Consider the following 15,126-nt stretch of genomic DNA (forward strand, 5'->3'; position numbering starts at 1 on the left):
GCGCCCGCCCTACTGCCACCCGCCGACGAGTGTTCGAGGGGTTGCCGGTGGCGATCAGAATCAAGCCCGTACGCGTTGCCGCGGTGCTTGCCGCCGCCCTGCTCGCCGCCGCGGGCTGCTCATCGCCCACCGCGTCGACCGGCGGCACGGACAACGCCGCAACGCTGGTGGTCGCCACCGCCGGGGAGCCGGACACCCTCAACCCGGTGCTCAACTACGGCGTCGACGGCGCTTCGCTGATCTTCGACGGGCTGGTCGCCCGGGACGTCCGCAACGAACTGGTGCCGGCCCTGGCCCGTGAGCTGCCGACCGTCTCGGCGGACGGGAAGACGGTCACCGCCAGGCTGCGCGAGGGCGTGCTGTTCCACGACGGCAGCCCGCTCACCGCGCCGGATGTGGTGTTCACCTACCAGGCGGTGCTGGACCCGGCTGTCGACTCGACGCTGCGCTCCGATCTGGACATGCTCGCCTCCGTCACCGCGCCCGACCCGGCGACAGTGGTGTTCACCCTCAAGTACGCGTACGCGCCGTTCCTGCAACGGCTGGCACTCGGGATCGTTCCGGCGAAGGCGTTCGCCGGGCAGGACGTCAACAAGGCCGCCTTCAACCGTAAGCCGGTCGGCACCGGCCCGTACCGGGTGACCTCCTGGACCCCGGGTGACCGGCTGGTGCTCGCCGCGAACGAGAAGTACTGGGGCGGCGAGCCGGCGAACTCCGGCGTGGTGGTGGCGTTCGTCGCCGACGACAACGTACGGGCCCAGCGGATGCGCGCCGGCGAGTTCGACGCCGCGGAACTGGCCCCGAAGCTCGCGTCCGGGTTCGAGAGCCGCAACGGCTACCGGGTGCACAAGGTGCCGACCGCCGACTACCGGGGCGTCATGCTGCCGATGGGCAACCCGGTCACCGGTGACCTCGCGATCCGCACGGCGCTGAACGCCGCCGTGGACCGGCAGGCCATGGTGACCGGCGTGCTCGGCGGTGCCGGGGAGCCCGCGTTCGGGCCGGTGCCGCCCACGTCGCCGTACGCCGATCCGTCCGTCGCCGGCGAGCCCGCCGCCGACACCGCCGCGGCGACCGCCGTGCTGGACGCCGCCGGGTGGCAGCCCGGCCCGGACGGGATCCGGGTCAAGGACGGACGGCCGGCCACGTTCACGCTCATGTACCCGGCCACCGACAGCCTGCGCAAGGAACTGGCCCTGGCCGTCACCGCGGACGCGAAGAAGGCCGGCATCACTGTCACGCCGGAGGGCCTGACCTGGGACGCGATCACCCCGCGGATGAAGAACGACGCCCTGATCATGGGCTACGGCACGCCGTACGATCCGGATTTCGTCTCCTACAAGCTGTTCAGCTCGGCCTTCGCCGGCCAGGGCTTCTTCAACCCCGGCTCGTACCGGTCCGCGGTCACCGACGCCGCGTTGCAGAAGGGCCGGGACAGCGCCGACCCGGCCGCCCGCAAGGCCGCGTACGCCACGTTCCAGCAGCAGCTCGCCGCCGACATGCCGTGGGTGTTCCTCACCTACCTCCAGCACACGTACGTGCTGAAGGACACCGTGACCGGTGTGACGCCGCGGGTCGAGCCGCACGAGCACGACGTCGCCAACAGCGTCTGGTGGAACGTGCACACGTGGACGAAGAAGTCGTGACGGCGCCCGCGACCGGCCGGCGGCGGCTGGCCGGGGCGGGCGCGGTGGTCCGGCGGCGGCTGCTGGTGGCCGTACCGGTGCTGGCCGCGACCAGCATGGGCATGTTCGCGCTCGGCGCCGCCTCCCCGATCGACCCGGCCCAGCAGTACGCGGGCGCGGCGGCGTTCACCACCAGCGAGGAGAACCTCGCGCAGATCCGTGCCAACTGGGGCGTCGACGACCCGCTGCCCGTGCAGTACGCCCGCTGGATCGGCAACCTGCTGCGCGGCGACCTCGGCTGGTCGACGAGCCGGCACGAGCCGGTCACCTCGGTGCTCGCGGCGCGGGCCGGCTGGACGCTGCTGCTCGTCGGCACCGCGCTGGCCCTGGTGCTGGTGGCGAGCGTGTTGCTGGGCACGCTGGCCGCGTACCGGCGCGGAGGCTGGTTCGACCGGGCGCTGCGGTCCGTCGCGTACGCCGTGCAGTCCATGCCCGTGTTCTGGATCGGCCTCGCGGCCATCGCCGTGTTCGCCCTCAGCCTCGGCTGGCTGCCCGCCGGCGGGCTCACCGACATCACCGCCACCGGTACCGACCCGTTTGACGTGGCCCGGCACCTGGTGCTTCCGGTGACCGTGCTGGCGATCTCCCAGGCGCCGTGGTTCGTGTTGTTCGTCCGCGACGCGGTCGCCGAGAGTCTGCGCGACGACCACGTCCTGGCCGCCCGCGCCCGGGGGCTGCCGGGCCGGGTCGTCCTGTTCGGGCACGCCCTGCGTACCGCGCTGCTGCCGTTCCTCACGCTGGTGGGCACGCACCTGCCCGAACTCGTCGGCGGCGCGGTGCTGGTGGAGACCGTGTTCTCCCTGCCCGGCCTCGGCGCGGTCACCGTCGAGGCCGCGCTGGGCGCCGACTTCCCGCTGCTCGCGGCCACGACCCTGGCCACCACCGTCGTGGTCCTGACCGCGAACCTGCTCACCGACCTCGCCTACGCCGCCGCCGACCCCCGGGTACGCCTCGATGACTGATCTCGCCCTTCCCGCGCGCGTCCGGCGCCTGCGCCGTACCGGCAGCGCCGGCACGATGGTCGCCGTCGTCGTGCTCGGCGGTGTCGTCGCCGCCGCGCTGCTGGCCCCGGTCCTGTGGCCGCTGGACCAGAGCGCCGTGGACCTCTCCCGTACCCGGCTCGCGCCCTCGCCGGAGCACCTGGCCGGCACCGACGACCTCGGCCGCGACGTGGCGTTGCGCAGCCTCTACGGCCTGCGCGTCTCGTTGCTCGTCGGCGCGGTCGCCGCGCTCGTCGCGGCGGTCATCGGCGGCGTGGTCGGCGCCGTCGCCGGCAGCGTCGGCGGCTGGGTCGACCGGGCGCTCATGCGCGTCGTGGACACCGTCGCGGCGCTGCCGCACCTGCTGCTGGGCATCTTCGTCGTGGCGATGCTGCGCCCCGGCCTGGGCGCGGTGATCGCCTCCATCGCGCTGACGCACTGGCTGTCCACCGCCCGGATCGTCCGCTCGGAACTGCTCAGCCTGCGCAACCGGCCGTTCGTCGACGCCGCGATCGCCGGCGGCGCCGGGCGCGTCCGGGTGCTCACCCGGCACCTGCTGCCGCACGTGCTGCCGCGACTGGCGCTGGCGACCACGCTCATGGTGCCGCACGCCGTCTGGCACGAGACGGCGCTGTCCTTCCTCGGCCTCGGCCTGCCCCCGCACCTCGCCTCGATCGGCAACATGATCAACGACGGGCAGCGGTCGCTGCTCACCGGTGCCTGGTGGGCCAGCATCGTCCCCGGTCTCCTGCTCGTGACCGCCACGCTGGCACTCGCCGTGCTCACCGGCCGCTGGCGCGACCGCCTCGACCCGCGCGTACGAGCGGAGCTGCAACTGTGACCACCACCGCGCTGCCCGCCGGTACCGCTCTCACCTCGCCGCTGCTGGCCGTCGACGGGCTGACCGTCCGCTTCCGGCTGCGCGACGCGGTCGTGCACGCCGTCACCGATCTGAGCCTCACACTGCGGCCCGGCGAGCTGCTGGCGGTGGTCGGTGAGTCCGGGTGCGGCAAGTCCGTCCTCGCGCACGCCCTGCTCGGCCTGCTGCCGGGCAACGCCACGGTCACCGGACGGGCCCGCCTGCACGCGCCGGGACGCCGGGAGGCCGACCTGATCGGCGCGGGGGAGCGGCACCTCGCCCGGCATGTACGCGGGCGGGGCGTCGGCCTCGTCCCGCAGAGCCCCGCCACCGCACTCACCCCGGTGCGGACCGGGCGGAGGCTGCTGGAGGAGACGCTGCGCGCCCACGGGCACACCCGTCGCGACGCGCCCGCCGCCGCCGTCCGGATCGCCGCCGACGTGGGTTTCGACCCGGCCGACCTGGACCGGTACCCGCACGAGATGTCCGGCGGCATGGCCCAGCGGCTCGCCACCGCGCTCGCGCTCGCGCCAGACCCGCCGGTGCTGCTCGCCGACGAACCCACCACCGGCCTGGACCGGCCGCTGGTCGACCACACGCTGGACCTGCTGCGCCGCCGCTGCGACACCGGCGCCGCCGTCCTGCTCATCACCCACGACCTCGCCGCCGCGCGCCGCGTCGCGGACACCGTCGCCGTGATGTACGCCAGCCGCATCGTCGAACACCGTCCGGCCGAGGCGCTGTTCGACGATCCGGCCCACCCGTACACCGCCGGTCTGCTCGACGCCCTGCCCGACCGTGCCTTCGTTCCGGTGCCCGGGCACCCGCCCAGGCTCACCGACCTGCCCGGCGGCTGTGCCTTCGCCCCGCGCTGCGCCCGCGCCACCGACGCCTGCGGCACCCTGCCCCGCCTCGCCGCCGACGGCACCGGCCGGGTCGCCTGTCACCACCCGCTGCGTGAGGAGGCACCGGCATGACGGCCACGGTTCCCGGCGCGGCCGACGCCGTTGCCCCGGGCGCCGCACCGGCCGGCGGGCTCGCCGCGCACCAGGTCTGCGTCGCGTACGGCGGGCAGCGCGTCCTCGACCGGGTCGACCTGCACGTCGCCCCCGGCGAGACGGTCGGACTGCGCGGGCCCTCGGGCAGCGGCAAGTCCACGCTCGCCCGCGTCCTCGCCCTGCTGCACGCCCCGGACAGCGGTCACGTCACGATCGACGGGGAACCGCTGGGCGGCGTCCGCCACCGCCTGCCGGCGCAACTGCGCACCCGCGTCGCGATCCTGTTCCAGAGCCCGCGCGCCGCCACCGATCCGCGGCTCAGCCTCGCCGACGTCATCGCCGAGCCGCTGCGCGCCACCGGCACACCGCGTGAACAGGCCGCCGCCCGTACGGCGGAGCTGGCCGACCTGGTCGGACTGACCCCCGACCTGCTGACCCGCCGCCCGCACGCGGTCAGCGACGGGCAGCTGCAACGCGCGTGCCTCGCCCGCGCCCTGGTCCACCGGCCGGACTACCTGCTCTGCGACGAGGCCACCGCGATGCTCGACGCCTCCACCCAGGCGCACGTCGCCGCCGTCGTCACCGACTACCAGCGCCGGCAGGGCGCCGGCGTCCTGGTCATCACCCACGACCCGGCGCTGATGAAGCGCTGGGCCACCCGGGTGGTGGACCTGCCGGCGGCGTGACGTCGCGTCACCTCTCGGCCGGGCGGCTGACGGCGCCGAGTGCTCCGGCGACCACGGCCCCGAATCCGACCGCAGGTTGACGGCGGCTGCCGTACTAGGCTGTCGAAGCGGGGTACCGAATGATCGCTGCCCCTTTCCTCTCCCACGGTCTCCCCGCCGCGACGACCGAGTCGAGCGCCGCCGTGCAGAACCCCTTGGAGCACCTCGTGCCCGACGACACGTTCGTCCCGAACCCCTTCCGTGTGGAAGGGGCCGGGGCCACCGACGACGAGCGCAGTCCGATCGCGGACATCAGCGCCGAATCCATGACGCGCCTGCGGAGCCCGTTCACCGCGGCGCACCCCGCTCGCGAGCCGGCCGGCGAGCCCGCCCGGCGTTAGGCCTTCGCCCCGGCGCCGGACCCGGCCGCGCAGGTCCGCCGGCGGCGCACCGGCCCGCGACACTCCCGTCCGGGGGTGTGGTCGGGCGGTCAGCGGTTGAGGTAGGCGGCCAGGCCGCCCAGCTCCTCGCTGGCGATGAAGACCGAGCGGACGTTGATGATGACCTCCTCGACATGGACCGGGCAGCCCCACGCCGAGTCGCCCCACGAGTCGGCGACCTTGATCTCGGCGGTGGCGGCGCAGCCGTCGCTGCCGCCGAGCTGACACTGCCCGGGGCGGGGGGAGGCGGCCTGCGCGGCGGCGGCGGCACGCAGCCGGGCGGTGAGTTCCGCGGCGGCGGCGGCGCGCTGCTCCGCCTCGGCCCGTAGTTCCCGCTCCGCCCGCACCACCCGGGCCAGCTCGTCGTGGGCGGCTCGGGCGCGGGCGTCCGCGGCGGCCTTGGCCTCCTCGATGTGGTGGCGTTCGATGGCCAGCGCGGCGGTGCCGGTGAAGACCCGGGCGAAGGCCAGGTCGGTGTCCCGCGGGACGCGCGGCGTGCGGTGGTACATGGCGAACGTGCCGAGCAGGCTGCCGTCCCGGGCCAGGATCGGCGTGGACCAGCAGGCGGCCAGCCCGGCCCGCGCGGCCAGATCGCGGAAGTCGGCCCAGAACGGGTCGGTGGCGATGTCGGTGACGACGACCGGTTCCCGCCGGTGCGCCGCGGTGCCGCACGAGCCGACACCCTCGCCGGTGGCGATCCCGTCGATGGCCTCGTTGTAGAAGTCGGGCAGGCTCGGCGCGGCGCCGTGGCGCAGGTGCCGGCCGTCGGCGTCGGCGAGCAGGACGGAGACGAGCACCTCCTGCGGGGCGAGATTCTCGATGCAGCGGGCCATCCCTTCGAGCACCTCGGTCAGGGGCGCCTGACGGGCGATCTGCTCCACCATGGCGCGGTGTTCGGCCATCAACCGCTGGGCGTGCTTGACCTGGGTGGTCTCCACCCCGATCACGCGGATGCCGGTCACCGTGCCGGCGGCGTCGCGGCGCGCCTCGTAGGTGAAGTCGAAGAACGTTTCGCGCGCCTGCGATCCGGTGCCCAGCACGACCCGGGCGTCGTGGCCGGTGTAGGACTCACCCGTGCGGTAGACCTCGTCCAGCAGGGCGATGAAGCCCTGGCCGTCGAGTTCCGGCATCAACTCGGCGAGCGGGACCCCGGTGCGTGCGCGTTCCTCACCGATCGCGGCGAAGAACGCGGGGTTTGCCGTCTCCACCACGTGCGTCGGCCCGGCGAGCGCCGCGAAGACGGCGATGGACTGCCCGAACAGCGTCCGCAGATCCTCGTCCGCGGGCCGTCCGGCGGCCGGCGAAATCGCCGTGGTCGGACGCTGACCTGGTAGTGCCGTCATGCCTGGTCCTCCTCCCACGCCGGCTTCGCCGGTCGGCCTGCGGGCCCTCGCCCGGTGGCGATCGCCAGATTACGGGGAGGGCCGCGCGCCCGCCGCGCGGTGTACCGGTTGACGCCGTTCACATCTTGGCATCGACGCCCGCCTCCGCTACCGTCGTGGGAACGCTCCCATGAACTTAGATACATCTATGTGATCAGGAGGAAACACAACGTGGCTATCCTCTCGTCCCGTCGCAGATCAGCGGCCATCAGCACGGCGGCCGTCGCGGGCCTCGCCGCGGCCGGCGTCTGCTTCGCCGTCGGCGGCGCGTCCGCCGGCACCGTGTCCGGATCGCTCTACCGCGACCCGGGTTCGGCGGTCGTCCGCTGGGTCGCCGCCAACCCCGGCGACTCGCGCGCCGCCGTCATCCGCGACAAGATCGCCAGCCAGCCGCAGGCCCGCTGGTACGCCAACTTCAACCCGTCGACCATCCAGTCCGAGGTCTCCGGGTTCGTCGGCGCCGCCAACGCGGCGCAGCAGATCCCGGTGCTGTCGGTGTACGAGATCCCCAACCGGGACTGCGGCGGCGCCAGTGCCGGTGGGGCGCCGGACCTCAACCAGTACCAGACCTGGGTGTCCAACTTCGCCAGAGGACTCGGCAACCAGACCGTCCTGATCATCCTGGAGACCGACTCGCTCGCGCTCCAGACCTGCCTGAGCCCCAGCGAGCTCAGCGCGCGCAACCAGGCGCTCACGACGGCGACGCAGACCATCAAGTCGGCGAACCCGAACGCCAAGGTCTACCTCGACGGCGGTCACTCCACCTGGAACAGCGCCAACGACACGGCCAACCGGCTCCGGGCGGCCGGCGTGCAGTACGCCGACGGTTTCTTCACCAACGTGTCGAACTTCAACCCCACCTCCAGCGAGGCGAGCTTCGGCCGGGCGGTCATCTCCGCGCTCAACGGCATGGGCATCTCCGGCAAGCGCCAGGTCATCGACACCAGCCGCAACGGGGGAGCCGCGGGGGACTGGTGCGCCGACGACAACACCGACCGGCGCATCGGGCAGTTCCCGACGACGAACACCGGCGACGCCAACATCGACGCGTACCTGTGGGTGAAGCCGCCGGGTGAGGCGGACGGCTGCCGCTACACGGCCGGATCGTTCCAGCCGGACCTGGCCTTCAGTCTCGCCAGCGGCGCGCCCAACCCGCCCACCACCGCGCCGCCGACGACCAACCCGCCGACGACCGCGCCGCCGACCACGGCGCCGCCGACGACCGCGCCGCCCACCACGGCGCCCCCGACCACGCCGCCGCCGACCGGCAACGGCTGCTCGGCGGCGGTCGCGATCAACCAGTGGAACGGCGGTTTCACCGCGAGCGTGAACGTCACCGCCGGCTCCGCGGCCATCAACGGCTGGACCGTGACCGTCGCGCTGCCCGGCGGCGCCGCGATCACCGGCATCTGGAATGCCCAGGCCAGCGGCACCAGGGGCACCGTCCGGTTCACGAACGTGGGCTACAACGGGCAGGTCGGGGCCGGCCAGACGACCAACTTCGGTTTCCAGGGCACCGGCACCGGCCAGGGCGCGACAGCCACCTGCGCCGCCTGACCGAACCGGACCTAGGGCCCGGCGCGGAGGATCGCCCTCCGCGCCGGGCCCCCGGTGCTCTCCGCGCCGGGCCCCGAAGGAGAGAGCTCCCGCCGGCGTCGGCCGGCGGTGGTCGGCTCACGAGAGCGTCGATCGTCCGTGCGCCCCCGGTATAGGTTCGGTGGGTGGATGTGGTCGCCGCCTGCCGGGCCTTCGTCGCGGTCAGCGGTCACGGCAGCTTCACCTCCGGCGCCGCCGCCGCGGGCATCCCGCAGTCCGTCGCCAGTCGCCGCATCGCCGCCCTGGAGGAATACTTCGGGGCCCGGCTGTTCGACCGGTCGTCCCGCGCGGTCCGGTTGACGTCGTTCGGGCAGGACATGCTGCCGTCGGCGCGCCGCCTGGTCGATCTCACCGATGCGATGGTCGACGACGCCGAGCGGGCCCGGTTACGTCCGCTGCGCGTCGCCGTACCCGAGATCTGCCCACCGCGCCGCCTCGCCGACCTGGTCGTGGCGGCGCGGCGGCAGCAGGTCCACCTGGAGGTACGGCCGGCCGGCCCGCAGGAGCGTGCCCGGCTCTGCCGGACCCTGGAGGTGGGGGGCGGAATCGTGGCCGTTCCGGCGGCGTCGGCGGCCTGGCGGGTGCCGCTCGGGCTGGCCGCCCGGACCCCGTTCCCGGCGCCGGCGGTGTTCCTGGAGACGTTGCGCGGCGGCCGGGCCCGCACGCAGGCACGGCGGCGGATCCTGATCCAGCCCGAGGACGACGTCGCGCACCTGCGGGACCCACTGACCCGTGCCGGCCAGGCGGCCGGGCTGGCACCGGCCCAGGTGACTGTCGCGTCGTCGGTGGTCGACGCCGCGGCGGCGGCTCTCGGCTCCCCCGACCTGCTGCTCTGCTCCCGGCAACAGGCCGAGGAGTACGACCTGCACTGGCGGCCCGTCGCCGGCCCACGCCTCCAGCGAGGCTACGACGTGGTTGCCGGCGTGCGCGAGGACCTCGATCAGCTCAGGACGATCCTGTACGCGGACATCGCACGATGCCTGGGCGCCTCCGACGGCCACTCGGAGGCGACCGATGCCTCCCCGCCCGGCAACCCCGCCACCGGAGATCCGACGTGAGCGCCGCCGCCGTGGTACGCCACGCCCAGGACCTGCTCGAAGAGGCCGGACTGCACGGTGCCTTCCTCGTCCGCAACCTCGACACCGGCGCGGAGATCGGGTTCGACACGGAGACCCCGTACCCGGCGGCGTCGCTGGTGAAGGTGCCGCTGGCGGTCGCCGTGCTGGAACGGGTCGGGCGCGGGAAACTCGATCCGGCGATACCTGTCGATGTCGAGCCCGGCCGGATCGCCACACCCGGCCCGACCGGGCTGAGCCGCTTCCGTCACCCGGCACGGATCGCCGTGGACGACCTGCTCTACCTGAGCACCTGCATCAGTGACTCGGTCGCCGCCGACGCTCTGTTCGACCTCGTCCCGCCGGCCACGGTCGCCGCCGAACTGCGGCGACTACGCCTCGACGGCATCGCCGTCCGGCACCGGGCCGGCGTCCTCGCCGACACACCGGCGGAACGTCTCGGCCCCGCCGACGTGCACCTGGCCCATTCCCTCGCCATCGGCGCGGCGACCCCCGGACAGGGGCACCCCGTCGCCCAACTCGACGTCACCCGCGCCAACGCCGGATCGGCCCAGGCTTTCGCCGACCTGATGCACGCGCTCTGGCGGCCGTCGACGATCCTGTCGAGCACCGCCGAGCGGGTACGCGCCCTGATGGGCGACAACCTGCACCGGCAGCGGCTCGCCCCCGACTTTTCCTCCGACGCCTCCCGCTGGTCGTCCAAGACCGGCACCCTGCTGCACCTGCGCCACGAGGTGGGCGTGGTGGAGCATGCCGACGGGCAGTCGTACGCCGTCGCCGCGCTGACCGCCTCCCGGGTGCCCGCCGCCACCCAGCCCGGCAGCGAGGCGACGATGGGGCAGGTCGCCCGGAGCCTGCACGACTACCTGCGGACCGGCACCCTGCCCTGGTGGGGTTGACCGCCGTCGAGACCGAGTTCTCTGCCGGTCCTGCCGGCGACGTCCAGGTCACCTCGACGCACAGGGAGCGGGGCGAGTGGTTACCGAGCCCCGGTCACCAGCCGGCCGTCACCACCCGGGTCGCCTCGGCGATGAGCGCGTCGTCGTAGTCGGCGTCCTTCTCGTCGCGGCTGGACAGCACCGCGAGGACGATCGGCGCGCGGTCCGGCGGCCAGATCACCGCGATGTCGTTACGGGTTCCGTACCCGCCGGACCCGGTCTTGTCCCCGACGACCCAGCCGTCGGGAACACCGGCGCGGATCAGCGCGCCGCCTGTGGTGTTCCGCCGCAGCCAGTCGTTGAGGGTGGCGCGGTCCGGGGGTTCGAGGGCGTCACCCACGGTGTACGCCCGCAAGGATCCGGCCAGCGCCCGCGGGGTGCTGGTGTCCCGCCGGTCACCCGGCCTGGCCTCGTTGAGCTCGGTCTCGTAGCGCTCCGGATCGGTGACCTTGTCGCCGATCCCGCGTAGCTCCCTCTCGAACCGCTGCGGTCCGCCGAGGTGACGCAACATCAGATTGGCGGCGGTGTTGTCGCTGTACCGGACGGCGGCGTCCGTGATGGCGCGCAGCGTCATGCCCGTGGCGACGTGCTGCTCCGTGATCGGCGAGTAGGTCACCAGATCGTCCGCCGAGTAGCGCACCACCCGGTCCAGTTCGGCGTCGGTGGTCTCGTCCAGGATCTCGGCGGCGGCCAGCGCCTTGTAGGTCGAGGCGTACGCGAACCGCTCGTCGGGCCGGTACGCGACGGTGCGGCCGGTGCCGGTGTCGATCGCGTAGACCCCCAGCCGCGCGTCGAACTTCTCCTCCAGTAGCCGGAACGCCTGCCCCCGGTCGGGTGCGGACGACGTGGCGGCCGCAGCCGAGCCGTCCCGCGTCGGCTGGTCGGCGGCACCGGCGGGACCGCAGGCGGCCACCGACACCACTGCCGCCACGGCCACCAGGCGGCGTGTCGGAAAAGCCATCGTCACTCCTCGTCTCTGCGTGACCGGGCACTGGACGGTGCCGGCCGGGACAGGACTCGACCCTGCCAGCGATCCGGTATGCGGTCGAAGACAGAAGTCGCGGGGTTGATGCCGATCGGACATCGATCCCGCGGGCCGTCGAGGCGGCGTCCATATGGGCGGGGAGGGGTCCGGACGGCGGACCCGGACCGAGGCGGGACGAGCCGTGGCTGGAACAGCCACGAGCGGCGTCGCCCACCGTCACCCTGCCGAGGGGTGGCGAGCGTCCGGCGACGGCGCGGGCACGGAGCGCAGCACGCGGAGCAGGAGCGCGCCGGCGAGGTAGGCGGCCAGGGCGACGGTGGGGAACCCGAGCGGGGCGGGCCGGGTGCGGGGCAGCAGGCTGTTGTCGAGCAGCCCGAAGGCCACGGCGGCGAGCCCGGTGACCGCGAGGACCAGGCGGGGTGCCGGCCGGGCCAGCAGGTCGGCCGCGGGGGTGGGGAGCAGGCGGGGGCGGTGGCGTGGCGTTCGGGTGCCGCGTGTCTCGACGGCGCCGAAGACGGCGACGAGGGCGGCCAGGACGGCGGTGAGCATGGCCAGCCAGGGCAGCCGCCAGGCGAACCACGCGGCGCTTCCGGCGGCCGGGGCGGGCAGGACGCCGAGGGTGTGCAGGACGGCGGTGAGCAGGATCGCGGCGGTGATGTGCCACAGGAAGACGGTGAGGACGACGGCGTTGACGGCGATGACCGCCATCCACGGGCGGGTGCGGCGCAGCCACCGTTCGGCCCGGCGGCGGACCAGGAGCGCGACGGCGAGCTGGCAGGTGAACAGGGCGATCAGCGCGAGACTGGGCGGGGACATGTTGTGCAGCCGCTCACCCGGCACGTTGATCATGCTGATCGGGTACGGGCCGGGCACGGTGAGCAGCAGCAGAACGGTCGCGCCACCGGCCAGCACGGCCCACTGGACCCGGCGGCGGGTGGGTAGGCGGTCGTCACGCCAGAAGAAGCCGATCTGGTGGATGGCCAGCCAACCGAACAGGAAGCTGCCGTTGCCCCAGGCCTCGTCGCCGTGAAGGCGGGCGAGGTCGCCGGCGGCGACCAGGACGAGCAGGACGGCGGGTACGGCGATGCCGTACCGCCGGTGCAGGACCCACATCACGGGGGTGAGGGCGACGACGATGAGATAGACCGCCAGGAACCACAGGGGGATCGCGGCGAACCACACCACCAGCCGGGTGCGCGACCCGTCGGTGTCGAGCAGCCGGGCGATCCCGGCGCCGGCGGCGAGGACGACGACGAGGGCGGTGGTGGGGCGCACCAGCCGGGCTGCGCGGTGCACCAGCCAGTCCCCTGCGCGCCGGCCCTTGCGGCGGGCGGAGGTGAGCGAGGCGGCGTTGGCGTAGCCCCCGACGAGGAAGAACACCGGCATGACCTGCACGAGCCAGGTGAGCGGATACGCCCAGCGCAGGTCCGGCAGCGCCGACCGGCCGGTCAGCTGTCCGTCCTGGTACCCGACGACGGTTACCAGCCAATGCCCGAGCACCACGGCGGTGATCGCGATAGCGCGCAGCAGGTCGACGAAGCGTTCGCGCCGCGGCGGCGTCCGATCGGCCAGCCGCCGTAATCCGGCCAGGGGTTTCAACTGTGGCGCCGGCGATCCATCAGGTTCCTCCGCCGCGGTCAGTGACCGCGGTAGAGGGCGTCGATGTCGCTGGCGTAGCGGTCAGCCACCACGTCGCGTCTGACCTTCAGGGTGGGGGTGAGTTCGCCGTCGGCCTCGGTGAGGTCGCGGGGCAGGATGCGGAAGGTCTTGATCTGTTCGGCCTTGGACACGGTGCGGTTGGCGCGGTCCATCGCCTGCTGGATCTCGGCGCGCAGTCGCGGGTCGTCGCGCAGGTCGGCGAGGGACGCGTCCGCCCGCCCCGCCCTGGCGCGCCACCGCTGCCAGGCCGGCGGGTCGATGGTGACCAGCGCGGCCACGTAGGGGCGTCCGTCGCCGACGAGCATGCACTGGCTGACCAGCGGATGCGCGCGCACGGCGTCCTCGATCGGGGCGGGGGCGACGTTCTTCCCGGCCGCCGTCACGATGACCTCCTTCTTCCGGCCGGTGATCCGGACGAAGCCGTCGGGGTCCAGGCTGCCGAGGTCGCCGGTGCGCAGCCAGCCGCCGTCGGTGAAGGTGGCGCGGGTGGCGTCGGCGTTGTTCCAGTAGCCGGCGAACACGACCTCCCCGTGCGCCTGGATCTCCCCGTCGTCGGCGACGCGGATCCGCACGCCGGGCAGGGGCCGTCCGACGGTGCCGATGCGTTGCGCGTCGGGCCGGTTCGCCGTCAGCGCCGGGGAGGTCTCGGTCAGGCCGTAGCCTTCCAGAACCGTGACGCCTGCGCCGCGGAAGAAGTGCCCGAGACGGGCACCGAGCGGCGCGCCGCCGACGATGGCCATCCGGCACCGCCCGCCGAGGGCGGCACGCAGCTTGCGGTACGCCAGCAGGTCGAGCAGGGCGTGGGCAGCCCGCAGCAGGATGCCTGGGCCGCCGGTGCGGTCGAGGGCGCGGCTGTAGCGCACGGCCACCTGCTCGGCGGCTGTGAAAAGCCAACCCCGGTGGGCGTCCTCGGCCTTCTGTCGGGCCCGGTGGTACATCTTCTCGAACACCCGCGGCACCGCGAGGATGAACGTCGGCCGGTGCCGGCGCAGTTGTTCGAGCACTCCGGCGATGTCGGCGCTGTGCACCAGCGTGGCCCGGGTCTGCACCGCCCCGACCTGGATCAGCCGGGCGAAGGCGTGGGCCAGTGGCAGGAACAGCACCGTGGACGCCCCCGCGTGCAGCAGCCGGGGCAGCACCGACACGGCGGCGGTCACGTCGCAGAAGATGTTGCGGTGGGTCAGCACGCAGCCCTTCGGCCGTCCGGTCGTGCCGCTGGTGTACACGATCGTGGCCACGTCCGCCCCGCTCACCCGCCCACGCCGGGTCTCGGCGTCGGAGTCAGGGACCGTTCGCCCCTGTGCCGCCACGTCGATCAGTCCACCGGCGTCGATCTGCCAGGTCCGCCGCAGCGCCGGTGCTCGCTCGCGCAGGCCGGTGACGGTGGCGGCGTGCCCGGCGGTCTCCACCACGCAGCCGACCGCACCGGAGTCGGTGAGGATCCACTCGATCTGGTCCGTGCTGGCGGTGTCGTAGATCGGCACCGTCACCGCCCCGATCGCCCACAGCGCGTAGTCGACAAGCGTCCATTCGTAGCGGGTACGGCTGATCAGCGCGACCCGGTCGCCGTGCTGCACCCCGGCGGCGATGAAGCCGCGGGCGAGCGCGTGCACGTCGTCGCGGAAGGCGACGCAGCTCACCAGGGCCGTTCCAGCCCGGCGGCCCCGGGAGACCGGCCAGGACCGCGGATCCGGATCAGGGCGTACGAACTGCACCGCCTCGGGATCCTGCCGCGCGTTGTCCCACACCACCTCGGCCAGCCCTGGCACCCGCTCACCGGCGAGCACCGGCTCCACCGCGACGTCCTGCATGCGGCACCCCCGTCCTGCCACGAGCCGGCGAGGTGCTTCGGCCCATGCGGCC

At 73.8% G+C, this 15,126-nt stretch carries 13 protein-coding genes; 9 read left to right on the forward strand and 4 right to left on the reverse strand.

What is annotated here, in order from left to right; all coding sequences use genetic code 11:
• Window positions 1-47: 47 nt before the first annotated feature.
• From C569_RS0110750 to C569_RS0110775, 6 genes are all read left to right on the forward strand, one after another.
• Window positions 48-1,646, forward strand: coding sequence for an ABC transporter substrate-binding protein (locus C569_RS0110750; RefSeq protein ID WP_026267979.1), 1,599 nt, complete (start codon window positions 48-50; stop codon window positions 1,644-1,646).
• Window positions 1,628-2,647, forward strand: a complete 1,020-nt coding sequence (locus tag C569_RS0110755) for an ABC transporter permease (protein WP_231394756.1) — start codon at window positions 1,628-1,630, stop codon at window positions 2,645-2,647. The genes C569_RS0110750 and C569_RS0110755 overlap by 19 nt, the downstream gene beginning before the upstream one ends.
• Complete coding sequence (locus C569_RS0110760) at window positions 2,640-3,506, forward strand: ABC transporter permease (protein ID WP_018785788.1); 867 nt, start codon at window positions 2,640-2,642, stop codon at window positions 3,504-3,506. The genes C569_RS0110755 and C569_RS0110760 overlap by 8 nt, the downstream gene beginning before the upstream one ends.
• Window positions 3,503-4,501, forward strand: a complete 999-nt coding sequence (locus C569_RS0110765) for an ABC transporter ATP-binding protein (protein ID WP_018785789.1) — start codon at window positions 3,503-3,505, stop codon at window positions 4,499-4,501. The genes C569_RS0110760 and C569_RS0110765 overlap by 4 nt, the downstream gene beginning before the upstream one ends.
• Window positions 4,498-5,208, forward strand: coding sequence for an ABC transporter ATP-binding protein (locus C569_RS0110770; protein WP_018785790.1), 711 nt, complete (start codon window positions 4,498-4,500; stop codon window positions 5,206-5,208). Before C569_RS0110765 ends, C569_RS0110770 begins: the two co-directional genes overlap by 4 nt.
• 206 nt (window positions 5,209-5,414) lie before the next feature.
• The gene (locus tag C569_RS0110775; RefSeq protein WP_231394757.1) at window positions 5,415-5,588 is read left to right on the forward strand and encodes a hypothetical protein; all 174 of its coding nucleotides are present in this window, start codon (window positions 5,415-5,417) and stop codon (window positions 5,586-5,588) included.
• An 89-nt stretch (window positions 5,589-5,677) separates the two neighbouring features.
• Here C569_RS0110775 and C569_RS0110780 read toward each other — a convergent pair whose 3' ends face one another.
• A complete protein-coding gene (locus tag C569_RS0110780) occupies window positions 5,678-6,970 on the reverse strand; it encodes a GAF domain-containing protein (protein WP_018785792.1) in 1,293 nt (430 codons plus the stop codon).
• Window positions 6,971-7,180: 210 nt separating this feature from the next.
• Between C569_RS0110780 and C569_RS0110785 the strand changes: the two genes are divergently transcribed.
• From C569_RS0110785 to C569_RS0110795, 3 genes are all read left to right on the forward strand, one after another.
• On the forward strand, window positions 7,181-8,566 hold the full coding sequence (locus tag C569_RS0110785) for a glycoside hydrolase family 6 protein (RefSeq protein ID WP_018785793.1): 1,386 nt from the start codon (window positions 7,181-7,183) through the stop codon (window positions 8,564-8,566).
• A gap of 164 nt (window positions 8,567-8,730) precedes the next feature.
• Window positions 8,731-9,663, forward strand: coding sequence for a LysR family transcriptional regulator (locus C569_RS0110790; protein ID WP_026267981.1), 933 nt, complete (start codon window positions 8,731-8,733; stop codon window positions 9,661-9,663).
• Entirely contained in the window at window positions 9,660-10,580 is a 921-nt protein-coding gene (locus C569_RS0110795) for a serine hydrolase (RefSeq protein ID WP_018785795.1), read from the forward strand. The genes C569_RS0110790 and C569_RS0110795 overlap by 4 nt, the downstream gene beginning before the upstream one ends.
• Window positions 10,581-10,674: 94 nt before the next feature.
• Here C569_RS0110795 and bla read toward each other — a convergent pair whose 3' ends face one another.
• From bla to C569_RS0110810, 3 genes are all read right to left on the reverse strand, one after another.
• Window positions 10,675-11,580, reverse strand: coding sequence for a class A beta-lactamase (gene bla, locus C569_RS0110800; protein WP_026267982.1), 906 nt, complete (start codon window positions 11,578-11,580; stop codon window positions 10,675-10,677).
• Between the two features lie 240 nt (window positions 11,581-11,820).
• Window positions 11,821-13,194, reverse strand: coding sequence for an acyltransferase (locus tag C569_RS0110805; RefSeq protein ID WP_051090476.1), 1,374 nt, complete (start codon window positions 13,192-13,194; stop codon window positions 11,821-11,823).
• A gap of 47 nt (window positions 13,195-13,241) precedes the next feature.
• The gene (locus C569_RS0110810; RefSeq protein WP_018785798.1) at window positions 13,242-15,074 is read right to left on the reverse strand and encodes a long-chain fatty acid--CoA ligase; all 1,833 of its coding nucleotides are present in this window, start codon (window positions 15,072-15,074) and stop codon (window positions 13,242-13,244) included.
• Window positions 15,075-15,126 lie beyond the last annotated feature (52 nt).

Origin of the sequence: Micromonospora sp. CNB394 (assembly GCF_000374985.1) — a bacterium.
Lineage (GTDB): Bacteria > Actinomycetota > Actinomycetes > Mycobacteriales > Micromonosporaceae > Micromonospora > Micromonospora marina.

Coding starts and splice junctions, on each gene's coding strand:
- bla (WP_026267982.1), bottom strand. CDS start 11,580: ATGGCTTTTCCGACACGCCGCCTGGTGGCCGTGGCGGCAGTGGTGTCG.
- C569_RS0110760 (WP_018785788.1), top strand. CDS start 2,640: ATGACTGATCTCGCCCTTCCCGCGCGCGTCCGGCGCCTGCGCCGTACC.
- C569_RS0110780 (WP_018785792.1), bottom strand. CDS start 6,970: ATGACGGCACTACCAGGTCAGCGTCCGACCACGGCGATTTCGCCGGCC.
- C569_RS0110810 (WP_018785798.1), bottom strand. CDS start 15,074: ATGCAGGACGTCGCGGTGGAGCCGGTGCTCGCCGGTGAGCGGGTGCCA.
- C569_RS0110770 (WP_018785790.1), top strand. CDS start 4,498: ATGACGGCCACGGTTCCCGGCGCGGCCGACGCCGTTGCCCCGGGCGCC.